The 17423-nt window shown below is 66.4% G+C and carries 14 protein-coding genes and 1 pseudogene; 11 read left to right on the top strand and 4 right to left on the bottom strand.

Going from position 1 to position 17423, the window contains the following annotated elements; genetic code table 11:
* Positions 1-260 precede the first annotated feature (260 nt).
* Both BT264_RS15425 and BT264_RS38190 read right to left on the bottom strand, forming a co-directional pair.
* Positions 261-851, bottom strand: coding sequence for a dimethylsulfoniopropionate lyase (locus BT264_RS15425; protein WP_072437722.1), 591 nt, complete (start codon positions 849-851; stop codon positions 261-263).
* A gap of 342 nt (positions 852-1193) precedes the next feature.
* Positions 1194-1337, bottom strand: a pseudogene (locus BT264_RS38190) (transposase); the annotation flags it as partial.
* Between the two features lie 129 nt (positions 1338-1466).
* Here BT264_RS38190 and BT264_RS15420 point away from each other — a divergent pair.
* The 11 genes from BT264_RS15420 to BT264_RS15365 all read left to right on the top strand — a co-directional run bounded on the left by BT264_RS15420 (position 1467) and on the right by BT264_RS15365 (position 15686).
* Positions 1467-4922, top strand: a complete 3456-nt coding sequence (locus tag BT264_RS15420; protein ID WP_072437723.1) for an adenylate/guanylate cyclase domain-containing protein — start codon at positions 1467-1469, stop codon at positions 4920-4922.
* 92 nt (positions 4923-5014) lie between these two features.
* On the top strand, positions 5015-6064 hold the full coding sequence (locus BT264_RS15415) for a patatin-like phospholipase family protein (RefSeq protein WP_072437724.1): 1050 nt from the start codon (positions 5015-5017) through the stop codon (positions 6062-6064).
* Between the two features lie 138 nt (positions 6065-6202).
* A complete protein-coding gene (locus BT264_RS15410) occupies positions 6203-6742 on the top strand; it encodes an HD domain-containing protein (RefSeq protein WP_177318358.1) in 540 nt (179 codons plus the stop codon).
* Between the two features lie 350 nt (positions 6743-7092).
* Positions 7093-7896, top strand: coding sequence for a transporter substrate-binding domain-containing protein (locus BT264_RS15405; RefSeq protein WP_083534028.1), 804 nt, complete (start codon positions 7093-7095; stop codon positions 7894-7896).
* A gap of 4 nt (positions 7897-7900) precedes the next feature.
* On the top strand, positions 7901-8635 hold the full coding sequence (locus BT264_RS15400) for an ABC transporter permease (RefSeq protein ID WP_072437725.1): 735 nt from the start codon (positions 7901-7903) through the stop codon (positions 8633-8635).
* Entirely contained in the window at positions 8632-9399 is a 768-nt protein-coding gene (locus BT264_RS15395) for an ABC transporter permease (protein ID WP_072437726.1), read from the top strand. Before BT264_RS15400 ends, BT264_RS15395 begins: the two co-directional genes overlap by 4 nt.
* Before the next feature lie 27 nt (positions 9400-9426).
* Complete coding sequence (locus tag BT264_RS15390) at positions 9427-10809, top strand: LLM class flavin-dependent oxidoreductase (protein WP_072437980.1); 1383 nt, start codon at positions 9427-9429, stop codon at positions 10807-10809.
* Between the two features lie 351 nt (positions 10810-11160).
* Positions 11161-12669 carry a sugar ABC transporter ATP-binding protein gene (locus BT264_RS15380; RefSeq protein ID WP_072437728.1) on the top strand — a complete coding sequence of 503 codons (1509 nt, stop codon included), beginning with the start codon at positions 11161-11163 and terminating at the stop codon, positions 12667-12669.
* 15 nt (positions 12670-12684) lie between these two features.
* On the top strand, positions 12685-13743 hold the full coding sequence (locus BT264_RS15375; RefSeq protein ID WP_072437729.1) for an ABC transporter permease: 1059 nt from the start codon (positions 12685-12687) through the stop codon (positions 13741-13743).
* Positions 13744-14006: 263 nt separating this feature from the next.
* Complete coding sequence (locus BT264_RS15370) at positions 14007-15083, top strand: substrate-binding domain-containing protein (protein ID WP_072437730.1); 1077 nt, start codon at positions 14007-14009, stop codon at positions 15081-15083.
* Between the two features lie 72 nt (positions 15084-15155).
* Positions 15156-15686, top strand: a complete 531-nt coding sequence (locus BT264_RS15365; RefSeq protein ID WP_072437731.1) for an OsmC family protein — start codon at positions 15156-15158, stop codon at positions 15684-15686.
* 50 nt (positions 15687-15736) lie between these two features.
* Here BT264_RS15365 and BT264_RS15360 read toward each other — a convergent pair whose 3' ends face one another.
* On the bottom strand, positions 15737-16567 hold the full coding sequence (locus tag BT264_RS15360; RefSeq protein ID WP_072437732.1) for an ABC transporter ATP-binding protein: 831 nt from the start codon (positions 16565-16567) through the stop codon (positions 15737-15739).
* Positions 16564-17418, bottom strand: coding sequence for an ABC transporter permease (locus tag BT264_RS15355; RefSeq protein WP_072437981.1), 855 nt, complete (start codon positions 17416-17418; stop codon positions 16564-16566). Before BT264_RS15355 ends, BT264_RS15360 begins: the two co-directional genes overlap by 4 nt.
* Between the last annotated feature and the right edge of the window lie 5 nt (positions 17419-17423).

Genomic DNA, 17423 nt, shown 5'->3' with positions numbered 1-17423 from the left:
TGTCGATCGTATGCAGTCGGGATTCCCCGGATCGACAGCTGTATTGTATGTGATGGATTTTTAATGCCAGGATCGGCGGTAAATAATTTATTCTGGTTTGTATTCTAAATAAATCGAATTTGTAATGACTGGCGCGAATTGTTGCGCAATATCGGCGCGTGGCGTCGGCAACCAATAAAAACCCGCATTTATCGGGAGCGGACCGTGGCATGCCGATCGCGGCGGGCAATCCGCGAGCGGCGGCGAACCCGACGCCGGGCTCAAGGCAAGAGGCACCACATCGCGAGAAACGGCGCGCTGCCCGAGCGCATCGCATGCACGATATTGGGCGTGTTGTGCAGTCCGCCGCCGATGCCCGGATCGAACCACGCGCCGTCCCGCTGGCGAAATTCACCCGCGGACAGCAGCACGTACGCCTCTTCCGGCAGATGCTGGTGATCGGGGTAGCGGGTAAAGGGCGCGATCAACGAAAACCCGAGCTGAACGTCGTAACGGCTCTCCATTCCGCCCGGCCCGCAGATCATCCCGTTTACATGCTTCTCGACGTAATCTTCGCTCCCGTTCAACCCCGACGTTCGTCGTTGCCAGCCCAGCGAGGGTTCGAGCGTCTTGAGCGCGCGTGCCGCGGCGCGCAGGTCGGACGAATCGTCAAGAAGGGGCGCAAGCGCGGAATCGAGGAGGTCGCAGGCCGGATATCGTTTCGCGGCACGCATGCCGTCGTGAGACGGATGCTCGAGGCGAGCGAAAACCTGCGCCGCTGCGTGGCGGGCCGCATCCGGCAACCTGGTCGACTGAAACAGGGCCCGGGCGATGGCGATGAAATGTTCGAGGTCTTCGTTGCGCGTGTACATGGTGCTCCATGAATGCGGTGACGGCCGTGTCGCATGCGTTGCGACGCGTTGAGTGCGTGGCGATTTCCCGTGAATGCCATTGCACGCTCTCGGGCGTTGCCCTCGGTCCGAATCATAGGCCAAGCGCGTCATGTCCGGCACGGCTGCCGTATCGCGTCGCGCTCGGATGGAAAGCGCTCGCGCGGCGACACCTCTCTCGTTGCGAAGGCCCGCCGGTATTGGCATTGTGCGCCGGCCGGCGCACCGTCCGAGCGCTATCTCAATCAGTGATCGACAGCGGTGCCGAATGCGGGCGGTCGGCCAGCGCCGATCGTCGAGCGTCGCACGCCGCGCCAAGAAGCTCTAACAAAATGAATTTTGAAGCCGTCGCCGGCAAATGATGCAGGCGGCGATTCTCACGAATGCTTCATGGATCGCCGCGAGGCATTCGAACCGGATGCGCGGGCGTCTGAAGTTGTGAAGCCATGCGAAGGTATGCTCGACCACCGCATCTGCTACCGTCGAGCCATTGGTTTCTTCTCTTGTCGGCATGCATGATCACGCTCGCCGGCCTGAATACCCGCAGATAGTGGCGCATAATGTTTGGATATCGACCCTTGGCAGAAAGAGGGTTTTATGCGCTGCACAATATGCGGATCCGAGAATCCTCCCGGTGCGAGGGTCTGCCAGGAGTGTCAGGCCGTGCTGTCCCACACTTGTCCGCAATGCGGACATGAGGCCGAGCCAGCAGCCCGCTTCTGCAGCAATTGCGGGGCGTCGCTGGCTACACCCGCCGCTGCGCCGTCATTTTCTCGACCATCGGTTCGGGAGCCGCCGCCAACCCCCATTCATTACACGCCCGATCATCTCGCCGAGCGGATCCGTGCCGAACACGCGGCCATGGAAGCGCGCGGCGAGCCCGCCGGCGAGCGCAAGACCGTTACCGCGCTGTTTGCCGACATGGCCGGGTCGACCGCGTTGATCCACGATCTCGATCCCGAAGTGGCGCATCGCTTGATCGTGCCCGTGGTCGAGCTGATGATGGAAGCCGTCCACTACTACGAAGGGTACGTAGCGAAATCGCTCGGCGATGGCATCCTCGCGCTGTTCGGCGCACCGATCGCCCACGAAGACCATGCGCAGCGAGCGCTTTTCGCGGCATTGCGCATGCAGCAGGCGATGCGGCAGCATGGCGACCGCATTCGTCTGCGGGAAGGCATTCCTCTGCAAATTCGCGTCGGCGTTCATACGGGCGAGGTCGTCGTCCGTTCCATCCGCACCGACGACTTGCACACCGAATACGATCCGCTCGGGCATACGATCCACATCGCGTCGCGGATCGAGGGAATCGCCACGCCCACGTCGATTCTCGTCAGCGAGTCCACCCATAAGCTGGCCGAAGGCTATTTCGAGTTCAAGGCGCTCGGGGCAACGCAACTCAAGGGAATTCCGGCGCCGCTGTGCGTATACGAGGTGCTTGGCCTGGGGGCGTTGCGCACGCGCCTGCAGCTGGCGGCGCATCGCGGTCTCGCGCGGTTCGTCGGCCGTGAAACGGAAATGGACCATCTGAACCGGGCACTGGAGGCAATGAGGGGCGGGCATGGGCGCGTGGTCGGCGTGGTGGGGGAAGCGGGCGTCGGAAAGTCGCGCCTTTTTCACGAGTTCAAGGAGCGTTCACGGCGTGGCGCGCTGGTGCTGGAAACGTTTTCGGTCTCGCACGGCAAGGCGTTTCCCAATTTGCCGCTCATCGAACTCCTGAAGAACTATTTCCAGATCACGACGCAGGACGACGAGCGGCGCTGCCGGGAAAAGGTCATCGGCAAGGCGCTCACGCTCGAGCGCAGTTTCGAGGACCTCGTGCCATACGTCCTCTATCTGCTTGGAATCGGTGAGGGCGGGACGATACTGGTCGAGATGGATCCGCAGATCCGGCGCGACCGTACCTTCGACGCGATCAGGAAGCTTCTCGCGCGAGAGAGCCGGAATCAGCCGGTCCATTTGCTGTTCGAGGATCTGCAATGGCTGGACCGTGAGACGGAAGCCTTCCTCGCATACCTGGTCGACCACGTGCCGGACGAGCGAATACTCCTTCTGGTGAACTACAGGCCCGAGTATCGGCCCGCGTGGGACCGCGCGGTTCATTGCAGCAAAATCCGTCTCGAACCGCTGGGTCCGTCCGATGCTCAAGGACTGCTTACGGCGCTGCTCGGCGAAGATCGCACACTCGTGCCTCTAAAGCAGCTCATTCTGGAGAAGACGGAGGGCAACCCGTTTTTCATGGAGGAAGTGGTTCAGACGCTTGTCGAAGAGAAATCGCTGCTCGGCGATGCCGGGCATTACCGCATCGTGGAGACCCCGGCGACGCTGCACATTCCCACCACCGTGCAGGGCGTGCTGGCTGCCCGGATCGATCGGCTTCCCATCGAGGAAAAGGAACTGCTACAGGCGCTCGCAGTGATAGGCCACGAGTTTCCGTTCAGCCTGATCCGGCGAATTTGCAGTGAAGCGCCGGCGCGGGACGATGAACTGCGTCGTCTGCTCGCCCATCTGGAAGCCGCGGAGTTCATCTACGAGCGACCCGCCTTTCCCGAGGTCAATTATTCATTCAAACACGCGCTGACTCAGGAAGTGGCCGGGCGCTCGTTGCTCACGGAACGGCGTACCACATTGCACGAGCGCACTGCGCAGGCGATCGAGGTGCTGTTCCCGACGCGCATCGCCGATTACTGCAGCGAACTTGCGCACCACTACAGTCAGAGCGGAAACATTCCCAAGGCTGTCGAATATCTGCATCGTGCGGCGCAGCAGGCGCTACGTCATGCCGCCCACCCCGATGCAATGAATCACCTCGGAGCGGCGCTTGCGCTGCTCGAGCGTTTGCCGGATACACCGATGCACGCGCATTGGGAACTGACGCTGCTGCTTTCCCTGGGGCCGGTCTTGATGGATGTCCGTGGGTATGGCGCGACGGAGGTGGGCGTGACATACAGGCGCGCGCTCGAGTTATGCGAGCGGACCGGTGAGGCATCGCAACGCTTTGCGACGCAGTTGGGCTTGCGGATACACCATGTGGTGCGCGGCGAGTATGCAATCGCGACCGATCTGAGCAACCAGATGCTCGGTATTGCCAGGGATGCGAATGATCCAGGCATGCTCGTGGAGGCACATGGTGCGCTGGGCGTGTGCTTTTTTCTGCAGGGCGATTTCGGCGCTGCTCGTGCAAACCTGGAACAGGCCTGTGCGATCTACGATCCGAAGCAGCATCAGGCACACGTGTTCGCACACGGGGTGGATCCCGGTATTCGGGCGCTCAATTACCTCGTATTGACTTTGTGGTTTCAGGGCTATCCGGAACAAGCGCTCAAACGCTGCACCGAAGCACTCACGCTCGCGCAGGGCCTTGCTTATGGGCCATCTCTGGCGTTCAGTCTTACCTACGCAGCCCACTTGCATCAACTGCGGAGGGAGCCGGCGCTTGCCGGTGAGCGTGCCGATGCGGTCATTGCCGTATCGACCGAGCACGGTTTACCTTACTGGCTCGCGTGGGGGACGCTTCTGCGAGGCTGGGTGACGAGCGAGCAAGGAAACATCCAGGACGGAATCGCGCAGATGCGGTTGGGCCTCGACGCGCAGCGGGCAGCCGGCGGCGAAGACCTGCGGCCATATTCTCTCGCGTTGCTCGCCGACAGTTACTGGCGTGCGGGCGACAAGAGGGCAGCACGAGACACGCTGGAAGAGGCGATGGCGATCGTCGAGAAATCCGGTGAGCATTGCTACGAAGCCGAGCTCTGCCGGCTCACGGGAATCTATTTGGCCGGAGAGGCGATCAAGGACGGCACGGCACCTGCACGCGATAACGAAGCCGTAGACTGTTTTCACAGAGCGATCGCGCGAGCGCGCCGGCAGGGTGCCAGGGCGCTGGAATTGCGAGCAGCGTCGGACCTTGCGAGGCTGTTGCAACGGCAGGGGAAGACCGTGGAGGCAAGGCGGGCGCTGTCCGAGGTGTACAGCTGCTTCACGGAAGGATTCGGCACGAGCGACCTGCGAGAGGCGAAAGCGCTGCTGGATGCTTTGGACGCGCGCGCCGGATGAATGGACCTGCGGCGCACGACGACGTATCGCATGACGCCGTATCGTCCATTACCTGCCGGTGCTCCGCATAACGGAGAGCTGGGGAGACGGGCATGACGATCACGCACGCAAGACGCCGCAATGATGGACCGCGCAAACAGATCGCGCTGGCTTTGCAGGGTGGCGGGATGCACGGCGCCTTTACCTGGGGTGTGCTCGACAGTCTGCTCGAAGACAGCAGGCTCGAAATAGAGGGTGTCAGTGCAACCAGCGCCGGCGCGATGAACGCCGCTGTACTCGCATACGGGCTGCAAAAAGGCGGCGAAGACGGGGCGCGTCGGGCACTGCACGACTTCTGGCGGGCAGTCGCGCAATCGGCCGAGCGCTACAACCCGCTGCGTTGGGTGCCCTGGCTGAAGGGCACGCACAGCTTCGGGCTCGATCATTCGCCGCTGTATGCATTCGCCGACATGATGCTGCGCGTTTTTTCGCCGTATCAGTTCAATCCGAACAACCTGAACCCGCTGCGCGAAGTGCTCGAAAGCCAGGTCGATTTCGACGCGCTGCGCAAGCACTGTCCGATCCGGTTGTACCTGTGCGCAACTAATGTCGAGACGGGGAAAATACGCATCTTCACGGGAGAGGATGTCAGTGCGGACGCGGTACTTGCGTCGGCATGCGTGCCGACACTGTTCCAGGCGGTCACGATCGATGGCGAGTACTACTGGGATGGCGGCTACATGGGTAATCCGGCCATCTATCCCCTCATCTACAATTGCGCGACGCGCGACGTCGTGATCGTGCACATCAATCCGCTCGTGCGCCGCGGCGTGCCGATCACGGCTGCGGAAATTCTCAACCGTATCAGCGAGATCAGTTTCAACTCGTCGCTGATGCGCGAGATGCGAGCAATCTCGTTTGTCACCGACCTGATCCGGCAAGGCACGATAAAACGTGGCGAGATGAAGGAAATGCTGATCCATTCCATTCGCGCCGACGACGCTCTGTGCGCGTTGAGCGTATCGAGCAAGTACAACGCGGATTGGGGATTTCTCAGCGAACTGCATGACTACGGGCGACGCGAAGCGGATACATGGCTCGCGCATCACTACGGAAACATCGGACAGCGGTCGAGTATCGACATCCGCAGTGAATTTCTCTGAGCGCATCGCGGTAATGTCGGCATGGGGCGATCATGCGCAGCCGTCCCGGGCCAAGGAGCGAACGTGAACCGGACGCGGGCGCGGTTCGTCGCGTTGTGGTCGTGCAGCGGCGGGACACATGCCGAGGATGTCTATCGCATGCTGGCGCGATGCTATATGGAGCCGGCGCGCCATTACCATACGCTCACGCATGTACGGCGATGTTTGCGTCATCTCGACCTGGCGCGCGACTCGATTCCCGAACCGGACGCCGTCGAGCTCGCGCTCTGGTTCCATGACGTGATTTTCGTTCCGGGCGCGCAAGACAACGAGCAGCGTAGCGCGGACTGGTTCAGACGCCAGGCAGGGGAGCGAATCCGCGCGTGCGACCGTATCTGCGCGATGATTCTCGCGACGACCCACTCGGGCATTGCCGCGGAACTGGATACCCGTTTCGTGTGCGACATCGACCTGGCCGTGCTTGGCGCTTCTCGCAGCCGATTTCGCGAAGACGGTCGGCGCCTCCGGGCAGAGCGCCCCGATCTTGACGACCGGGCTTACGACCTTCATGAACGGACGATTCTTCGCGGGCTACTCGCACGCCCGCGCATCTATCTCACGGATTTCTTCTACACGCGCTGCGAGACGCGAGCGCGCAGAAATTTGAGCTGGCGGCTGGGCTTGCCGAGTCCGGAATAGCCTCGACAAGCTGCTGTCGGCGTTCGCAATTGGCACTGGCGGTGCGATCGTCGATTTGCCGGAGCCTGATTCGCCGACGATGCCGAGCGTCGGCGCGATGCACCGGCGGCCGAGCGGCGGCATGTTCGATGGAGAGTCCCGCGATCGCGATCTGCCGGCGCGCAAGTTCGCCGGGTTGTACTGATCCACGCATCGCGCGGCTGTTCTCGCCCCCCGATTCACATATCGCCCGATCAGATATCGATCGCAAAAATAACCATTTGGTACACGCGTCGGCACGCATTACAGTCTCGCCTCCTGCTGCCGGTCGCGACGCCGGTCATTCCGACGCTATTTCAGAAATCTGCCAAATGAATCGTTTGATGCGTTCCAGGGTCCGCGGCGCCGCCGCCACGCTGTTCGTGCTCGGCGCGGCGTGCGCCGCCCACGCGGCTCAACCGACGCTGCGCGTCGGTATCGATGCCGAGTCGTATCCGCCGTTCTTCTCGAAGGACGCGACCGGCAAATGGAAAGGGTGGGAAATCGATCTGCTCGAGGCCGCATGCGGCAAGCTGAACGTGCGCTGCGAACTCGCCGACATCGCGTGGGACGGCCTGATTCCGGCGCTGCAGAACCGCAAGATCGACGTGATCTGGTCGTCGATGACGATTACCGGCGAACGGCAGAAGGCCATCGACTTCAGTCGTGCCTACTACGAATCGCCGACGGTATTCGTCGGCGCAAAAAGCGACCGGCGCCGCGTCGATTGCGCGGTGCCCGCGAGCTTCAAGGGCCGAGTGATCGGCGTCGAGGCCGGCACCAATTTCTCGGCCTTCCTCGATGCGCGATTCAAGCAGGACGTGCAGATCAAGGCCTTCGACAAGTTCGACAATGCGCTCGCCGATCTGGTCTCCGGCCGGGTCGATTACGTGCAGGAAGCGAAGGGCCTGTTCACGGCGTTCCTGTCGTCTCGCGACGGCAAGGATTTCGAGGTCAAGGCCACCTGCGCGGACAACCCGGTGCTGGGTCTCGGCATCGGCGCGGGCGTGCGTCGCGGCGATGCGCTGCGCGACCGGCTGTCGGGCGCGATCGCGCAATTGCAGCAGGACGGCACGTGGGATGCGATCACCGCGCGCTATCCGAACCTGAAAGGCACGATCGAGAAGGGCCGTTGAACCGATGGCCGCAGACGATTCGTTGCTGGCGCTGCTCGCATTCGGCGACGGCGGTTACGGCCGCATCTTCGCGAGCGCGTTCGCGCTGACGCTCGGCGTCGCGGCCGCGTCGTTCGGCGCAGGCACGCTGTTCGGCATCGCCGGCGCGCTCGGCAAGCTGTCGCGGCACGCGGCGCTCGCCTGGCTCATCCGGCTCTACACGACGCTGGTGCGTGCGCTGCCCGAGCTGTTGTGCCTGCTGCTCGCGTTCTATGCGCTCGCGCCCGCCGTCGAGGCCGCGCTGCGCCGCGGCGGCCTGGTGCCTGACGGCTTCGCGTTTCCGCCGTTCCTCGTCGCCGCACTGTCGCTCGGCTTCATCCAGGGCGCCTATCTGACCGACATCTTCCGCGCGGCGCTCGTCAACGTGCCGGTCGGCCAGATCGAAGCCGCGCATGCGTACGGAATGACGCCGTGGCAGACGCTGCGACGCATCCGGCTGCCGGCCGCGGCGCGGCTCGCGCTGCCCGGTGTCGGCAACGTTTGGCTGAACGCGACCAAGGATGCGTCGTTCATCAGCGTGCTCGGATCGTTTACGGATTTGCTGAAGGCGAGCCAGCTCGCCGCCGGCGCGACCCGGCACTACGTGTTCTTCTATCTGGTCACGGCGGCGCTGTTCCTGCTGCTGAGCGTCACGTCGACGGGGCTGTTCGCCGCGCTCGAACGGTACGCGAATCGTGGCGCAACGAGCGCAACCGCATGAGCTTCTCGCTGCCGTTCCTGCTCGATACGGTGATGCCGAAGCTGCTCGCCGCGGTGCCTACGACGCTCGCGCTGATGCTGTTGTCCGGCGTGGCCAGCGTGCTGCTCGGCATGCCGCTCGCGCTGGCCGCCGGCGCACGCCGGGCGCCGCTTCGCTGGTCCGCACGCGGCTGGATCATGCTGATTCGCGGCACACCGATGCTGGTGCAGCTTTATCTGCTGTACTACGGATTCGGCCAGATCGTGCCGCGCGAATGGATGCGCGACAGCTGGGCGTCGCCTCTGTTGCGCGACGCGTTCTGGTATGCCGTCGTTGCCTTGAGCGTGAACGAGAGCGCGTATGTCGCGACGATCCTGCGCGGCGCGATCGCCGGCGTGCCGGCCGGCGAGATCGAGGCCGGCTATGCGTACGGAATGACGCGCGCGGGTGTGCTGCGCCGCATCGTCGGCCCGCGCGCGTGGCGGCTCGCGCTGCCCGCGCTCACCGGCGAAGCGATCCTGCTGCTGAAATCGACCGTCCTCGCGTCGACCATCACGGTGTTCGACGTGATGGGCACGGCCAATACGCTGCGGTTCGAGACGTTGCGCGTATACGAACCGCTGGCCGGCGCGGCGATAGTCTATGTCGTGCTGGTCGCGCTGCTGACGATTCCTGCCGCCCGTCTCGAGAGACGCCTCAACCGCTACCTGACGCGCGAGTCGGACGACCGCGCACCCGCGCGCGCACGTAACGCGTCGTCGGGCGTGTGGGCGGCACCCAACTGATTCCCCTGTTCCGCATTGAGCATGACGATGTCCGATCCTCGACCCCTGCTGTTTTCCCTCTATGAACAAGCCAGCGTCGGCTGCGGCGGCGCGCCGAGCCTCTGGACCCATCCCGCCGACGAACGGCTGCGCGCCAATACGCTCGCGTACTGGTCGGACCTGGCGCGCAAGGCCGAGCAGGCCGATCTCGACATGCTGTTCTTCGCGGACGTGCTTGGCCTGTACGACGTGTACGGCGGGTCGGCCGACGCCGCACTGCAGTGGGCGGTCGAAGCGCCCGCGAACGATCCGATGATGCTGATCCCGGCGCTCGTCGCGCAAACCGAGCGGCTGGCGTTCGGCGTGACCGCGAGCACGACCTACGAACATCCGTTCGCGCTCGCGCGCCGCTTCAGCACGCTCGATCACCTGAGCAACGGCCGGATCGGCTGGAACATCGTGACGTCCTACCTGACGAGCGCGGCGCGCAATTTCGGGCTAGACCGGATGATCGGCCACGACGAACGCTACGCACGCGCGGAGGAGTTTCTCGACGTCGTGTACAAGCTGTGGGAAGGCAGCTGGGCGGACGACGCGGTCGTCGCGGACAAGCAGGCGCCGCGCTATGCGCGCGGCGACCGCGTGCGGCCGATCGCACACGAAGGCACGCACTATCGGGTGCACGGCCCGCACGTGTGCGCGCCGTCGCCGCAGCGCTCGCCGGTGCTGATTCAGGCGGGCTGGTCCGGGCGCGGACGGGAATTCGCGGCGAAGCACGCCGAGATGGTGTTCGTCGCGAAGTCGAATCCGCACGAGATCCGCGCAGGCCTCGACGAGATTCGCCGGCTTGCAGTCGAAAACGGCCGCGCGGCGGACGACGTGAAGGCGCTGACGGTGCTGCGGATCGTGACGGCGCGCTCGTCGAGCGACGCGAAGGAGAAATACCATGCGCTGCAGCAGCACTATCACCTGCAGGCGCAGCTTGTCAGCTACGCGGGCGACACCGGCATCGACATCGATCGCTATGCGGACGACGAGCCGCTGACGACGCAGACGGAAGGGCTGACGTCCTACGTGGTGCGACCGGACGGCAGCGGCAAGCCGCTGACGGCCGGCGACGTGCGGCGCAAGTTCGCGAACGTCACGCGCGGCACCGACCTGATTCTCGTCGGTTCGCCGGACGAAGTCGCGGACCAGCTTGCCGAGCACGCGCAGCAGTCGACGACGAGCGGCTACATGCTCAATCCGCTGATCAGCCCCGGCACGCTCGACGATTTCGCCGAACTGATCGTGCCGGAGTTGAAGAAGCGCGGCCTGTACCGGACGCAGTCGCCGGGCGGCACGTTCCGCTCGCGCCTGGGCGGCGGCGATCGCCTGCCGGACAGTGCGTATGGCGCGTCGTTCCGGCAGCCCGCGGCGGCCGGGCGCTGACGGTCGGACGGATATCGATTCCCCAAAACATTGGTAGGGCCGCGCGATGACGAGCGGTAGAGTCGACTATTCGGTCGCGGACCGGCCGCATCGGGAACAGCGGGCGCAGCATGCGTCCGTCCCGGCGGAACGACGAACCCGGGAGTTGCCTGACATGAACCGTGAGGTGCCGTTTCAGCCGGAAGCAGGTTGTGCCGACTCGAAGCATGACGACGAGCGTTTCGTATCCGCCTGCGGGAGCGCGATCGAAGCGCCGTTCGCGAGCGATGCCGAACGCGGCTTCGAATGCGAACGGCTGGCCGGACGGCGGTACGACTTTCCGAAGTGGCACGGGCGCCGGCGGGCACGACCATGAGCGCAGGCGCCGCAAATCGACCGCGCCGAGCACCGACGCCGCCCGTCCTGAGCGCGGCCGGCATCGCGAAACGGTTCGACGCGACCGTCGCGCTGGCGGCGCTCGACCTGTCGATCGGCGCCGGTGAAGTCGTCGCGTTGATGGGCGCGAACGGCGCCGGCAAATCGACTTTCGTGAAGATCCTGAGCGGCGTGATCCGGCCCGACGGCGGCACGCTGACGCTGCGCGGCGCACCCTATCGGCCGGCTTCGCCGCACGCGGCGAAGCGGCTCGGCGTCGCCACTGTGCACCAGTCGGTCGCCGACGCCGTCGTGCCGACGCTGTCGATCGCCGACAACCTGTTGCTCGACCGGCTGTGCGATCCGGCGTCGCCGTGGCATGCGCCGCCGGCTGCGCGGCGCGCCGCGGCGCGACCGCTCGCCGCGCGCGTCGGGCTCGACGTCGACCTGTCGGCGCCGCTCGCATCGCTGTCGCTGGCCGATCAGCAGCGTGTGACCCTGGCGCGCGCGCTCGCCGGGCAGCCCGGCCTGCTGATTCTCGACGAGCCGACCGCGAGCCTGTCCGCGCCGGAAGCGGAGCGGCTCTTCGGGCTGCTGGACGCGTTGCGCGACGACGGGGTCGCGATCCTGCTGGTGTCGCACCGGCTCGGTGACTTGCGCCGCATCGCCGATCGCGTGGCGATCGTCCGCGACGGCCGGATCGTCGCCGATCTGGCCGCGCCGGTCGACTTCGATGCCGCGGTGGAAACGATGATCGGGCGGCCGTTGCCGAAAGCACGCGCGGCGGGCTCGGGCCGCGCCGCGTCGTCGCCCGAAGCGGGCCTCAGCCTGCGGAACCTCCGGCTGTCGCCGGCCAGCGTGCCGTTCGATCTCGACGTCCGGCGCGGCGAGATCGTCGCGATCGCGGGCCCGGTCGGCGGCGGCAAGTCGTGCCTCGCCAGCGTGATCTTTGGCACCGTGCGCGCGGCTGCCGGCGAGATGGCGCTCGATGGCCGGCCGTGGCGGCCGCGCTCGCCGGCCGATGCCATTCGAGCCGGCGTGTTCCTGGCCGGCGAGGACCGCTGGCGCACGTCGCTGTTTCCCGACAGCGTGCCGTTCGCGTCGATCGCCGGCACGATCAGCTTTCCGTTCCTGTCGCGCTGGTTCACGGGCGGCGCGCTGAGGCCGACCCGCGAACGCGCCGCCGCCGCGGCCGCGATCGCCGCCTTCGGCATCCGCTGCACGGGCCCGGACGACCGGCTCGTGCGCCTGTCCGGCGGCAACCAGCAGAAAGTCGTGCTCGCGCGCTGGCACGCGGAACGCGCGCGGCTGCTGCTGCTCGACGAACCGTTCCAGGGCATCGATGCCGGCGCGCGCGCCGATATCGTCGATACGCTGCGGCGCCACGCGCACGAGCGCGCGACGCTCGTGTTCGTCAGCGATCTCGAAGAAGCGGCCGAGATCGCCGATCGCATCGTGCGGTTCGATCGCGCCACGCTCGACCATCCGCTTTCGTCTTCCTCCTGAATGACTGCGCCTCCCATGAAACCCGTTTCCACTTCCGTCGTGCCCGATGCATTGCCGGGCGAGCGGGCGCGCCGTCCCGCGCCGGCCCGCATCCGCGCGGCGCTCGAACGCACGGGCATCCTGCTCGTGCTGGCCGCCCTCGTCGCCGTGTTCGCACTCAGGGAGCCCGCGTTCCTGAACCTCGACAACCTGTTCAGCATCCTTCAGGCGGTGTCGATCGTCGCGCTGCTCGGCATTGGCGTGACGATCACGCTCGCGGCCGGCGGCTTCGACCTGTCGGTGGGCAGCGTCGCCGCGTCCGCGCAGATGGCCGCCAGCTACGTGCTGGTCGTCTGGCACGGCGGCACGTTCGCGGCGGTGGCCGCCTGCGTCGCGCTCGGCGTGGCCGCCGGGTTGTTCAACGGCCTGCTGATTACACGGCTGCGCGTGCCCGACCAGCTCGCGACGCTCGGCACGCTGTTCCTGCTGGCGGGCCTGCAGCTGATCCCGACCGGCGGCCGGTCGCTCGCGACCGGTTCGGTGCTGCCCGACGGCACGGACGCGACGGGCGTGTTCCCCGTCGCGTTTCTCGCGCTCGGGCGCCTGCGCCTGTTCGACGTCGTGCCGTTGCCGGTGCTGTTGCTCGCGGCGGTGACGGTGCTGGCCTGCGTTGCGATGGAGGCGACGCGCTGGGGCCGCGTGATTTACGCGATCGGCGGCAACGAGACGGCCGCGCGGCTCGCCGGCGCGCCGGCCGCGCGCTACCGGGTCGCCGCGTATGTCGTGTCGGGCGCGATCGCGTCGCTGGGCGGCGTGCTGATCGCCGCGCGGGTCGGACGCGGCGACGCGAGCGCCGGGCACTCGCTGCTGCTCGACGCGGTGGCCGCCGCGCTGGTGGGTTACGCCGTGTGGGGGGCCAAGCGACCGAACGTGTTCGGCACGGTCGTGGGCGCGGTATTTGTCGGCGTGCTGCTCAACGGGCTGACGATGCTGAACGCGCCGTACTACATGCAGGACTTCATCAAGGGCGTGTTGCTGGTGCTCGCGCTGGCGTTCACGTTCGGCATCGGCCGCCGTGCGGACGCGCATGCTTGACGGGGCGGGGCGCGCGGCGCCCCGTCAAGCGGCTCGGCTGCGCCGTGTCGCGGCGTCTGCAGTCAACCCGGGCGCGGTCCGCAACCCTCGATTCCGGAGACGGTTATCACGAGCGCGCTCGATTGCTTGTTCCCGAATCGACGCGCTGCCGCCGCAACCGATTTGACATCCGAAGGAATATCCATTGCCGAATCGCTCGGTTTGAGCGCGCGTGTCGCGCTGATAGATTGTGCGGGTATCGTTCCCACGGAGACAGGCAGACCATGCGATCGTCGCTTCGCCACAAGCCGCGCATCGACCGGAAGGTCGGCGCGCTCGCGCTGTTTTTTGCAGCGGCATTGGCCGCGCTCGCACCCGCGGCGCACGCCGGCCCGATCAAGGGCGCGCCCGCGCCGTTCGACAAGGGCGGCGTGAAGATCGCACTCGTCAACTATCTGTCGACCGGCGACTTCTTCCAGGCCTACGAGGCCGGCGCGCAGAAGCAGGCGAAGGCGCTCGGCGTCGATTTGCGCATCTACGAGGGCCGGCAGGACGCGGCCGAACAGCGCGAGCAGATCCAGCAGGCGATCGGCATCGGCGTGTCCGCGATCATCGTCAACCACGGCTTGCCCGAATCGTTGAAGGACGTCGTCCAGCGTGCGCTGGACAAGGGGATCAAGGTCGTCGCGTTCGACGTCGATCTCGGCAATCCGAAGGTGCCGCAAATCGAGCAGAGCGATCGCGACCTGGCCAACCTGCTGCTCGGTCAGGCGGTCAAGGACAACGGCGACGCATTCGCGGCCGGTTATGTGTATGTTGCCGGCTTTGCGCCGCTCGACCGGCGCGATGCCGCATGGCGCGACTTCAAGCGCGCGCACCCGAAGGTGCAGGAAAAGGCGCGCTGGGGCACCGTCGACAATCCGATTGCGCAATCGGTCGCGAATCAGGCGGCAGCGGCCTATCGAGCGAATCCCGACATCCGCGTCGTGTTCGCGCCTTACGACGAGTTCGCGCGCGGCGCGAAGCTCGCCGCGGACGAAGCGAAGCTGTCGTCGAAGATCCGCATCTACAGCGCGGATATCTCGACCGCCGACATCGAGGCCATCCGCGCACCGAACAGCGCGTGGGTCGCGACGGCCGCGACCAATCCGGCGATCGTCGGCGCCGTGTCGGTGCGGGCCGCCGCGCTGCTCGTCGCCGGCCAGGACCCGGGAGCGCGCATTGTCGTCAAGCCGACGCTGATCACGCGCGACGATCTCGTGAAAAACGACATCCGGACCGTGGCCGAACTCGGCGCGAAGTTCCCGGCGTTCCGCGCGAGCGACGCGGCGACTGCCGCATGGATTCCGAAGGCGGACTGAGCGCCGCCGACAGCGGGCGGCGGACGCCGCCCTGCGCGAAGCACAATCGACTGACGCACTGACGACCCGGCCATGACGACCCTGAACGACTATCTCGCCCAAAAACGCGACGCCTGGCGTGCGAAGCAGGAAGCGGCACGCAACGATCCCGATTTCAAGGCGACGCCGCTGAAGGCGACCGTGCGCGCGCTCGGCCGCAGCGGCGTGCGGGAGATCCGCATTCGCGACTTCCAGGTGATCAGCGACAGTCCGCCCGACTTCGCGGGCTACAACCTCGGACCCGCGTCGCCGGAGCTGCAGCTCGGCGTGCTGGGCAGCTGCCTCACGCACATCACGCTGATCCAGGCCGCCGAGCGCGGCCTGAAGATCGATGCGATCGAGGTGGAGGTGACCGGCGACCAGCATCCGCTCGCGCAGCAGCCGGGTTTCGAGCATGTGCCCGTGTTCCCGCACAACCTCCGCTATACGCTCGACATCGTGTCGCCCGAGCTGCCCGACGCGATTCGCGCGCTGCATCAGGCGGTCGAAGCGGTCTGCCCGATCTTCAACCTGCTGAGGTTGCCGCAAACCATCGACGGCGAACTGCGGCACACCCGTGCATGACGCGCCGGGGCGGCACGCTCGCAGGACTGGCCGGCTCTTGCCAGGGAATTTCAAGCCCCCCGGATTCCGGATGCCTGATGGCCGCGCGGCTGGGGTCTCGTGCCGTCGGCGCGATCGTGAAAACGCTGGAACGCGTCCATTAGCCGCGCGCGTTGCGCGGCCAGCGACGGGTCGCGCCGATCGCGCGGCTGCGCGACCGCGACGTGGATCTCGTCGTGGACGCGGCCCGGGTTCGGCGCGAGCATCAGCACGCGATCGCCGAGATACAGTGCCTCGTCGAGATCATGCGTGACGACGATCGCGGACATCCGGTGACGGTGAACCACATCGAGCAGCAGCGTCTGCAACCGCATCCGGGTGATCGCGTCGACCGCGCTGAACGGTTCGTCGAGCAGCAGCAGGTCAGGCTCGCCGAACAGCCCGCGCGCGATCGCGGCGCGCTGGGCCATCCCGCCCGATAACGTGGCCGGCAACTGCCGCGCGGCGCCGGCAAGGCCGACTTCGTCGAGCAGCCGTGCGACAGTCGGCTCGCGGCCGCCTCGCGGGCCGGACGCGAAGCCGACGTTGTCCGCGATCGATAGCCACGGCAGCAGCCGCGGTTCCTGAAAAATGACGCCGACGCGCGGGGATGGCCCGTCGAGCGCCATTCCGTCGAGCTTCACGCTGCCGCGGAAGTCCGTGTCGAGACCGGCGACGATTCGCAGTAGCGTGCTTTTTCCGCAACCGCTTGGGCCAACGATGCAGACGATCTCGCCGCGGGCGACCTGCAGCGGGATGCCGGCGAGGATCGTGCGATCTCCGTAAAGCTTGCTGGCGATCCGCAGGTCGAGCAGCGGCGCATCGGTGCCCGCCGTCGTGTGCGCAGAAGGAAGCGTGCTCATTTCGACGCCTCGCGCGGCGTGTTGTCGAACGCGTCGCGCCAGCAGAGCCAGTGCGACTCGATGCGCCGCATCGCGCCGTCGGTCAGCTTGCCGAGCAACGCGAGCAGCAGGATCGCGCCGAACACGAGATCGGGGCGCCCGGTTTCCCGGCCGTCGCTCAACAGGAAGCCAAGGCCGCGCGTTGCCGCGATCAGCTCCGCGGCGACCATGAACATCCACGCAAGGCTGAGGCCGGTACGCAGGCCGGTAACGATTTGCGGCAGCGCGGCCGGCAGCAGGATTCGACGGAACAGCGCGATCGGGCCAAGCCGGTATACCGCGCCGAGCTCGACGAGCTTGCGGTCGACGTCGCGAATCCCGGCGACCACCGCCAGATGAACCGGAAAGAACGCGCCGATCGCGATCAGCGTGATTTTCGGCGCTTCATCGATGCCGAGCCACAGCAGCAGCACCGGCACCCACGCGAGCGACGGGATCGCGCGCAGCGCCTGGAACGTCGGCTCCAGCAGCGCGTCGATCCGTCGGCTCAGGCCCATCGCCGCGCCGACGACGAGCGCGAGTCCGGCACCGGCCGCGAAACCCGACGCAACCCGAAGCGTGCTCGCGCCGATATGGCGTGCGACGCGCGTGATGCCCATCCGGGCGAGCGTATCAAGAATCTCGCTCGGGGCCGGGACGAGATGGTCCGGCAGCCAGCCGTGCCGCACGCCATATTCCAGCAGCGCGAGCGCGGCGAACGGCAGCGCGAGGCCCGCGACGCGCCACGCGCGAAGCGGGTCGCGCCGGCTCGCGCGGGGCGATTCGGCGAGGCGGGGCGCGAGTGCGTCGTCGCGGGCAGCGGTGTCCGTCATCGGCG

The sequence above is a fragment of the Burkholderia sp. NFPP32 genome (genome assembly GCF_900119325.1).
Lineage (GTDB): Bacteria > Pseudomonadota > Gammaproteobacteria > Burkholderiales > Burkholderiaceae > Burkholderia > Burkholderia pyrrocinia_C.
Note: the sequence above shows the minus strand (reverse complement) of the source record. Positions and strands in the feature narration are given on the sequence as shown.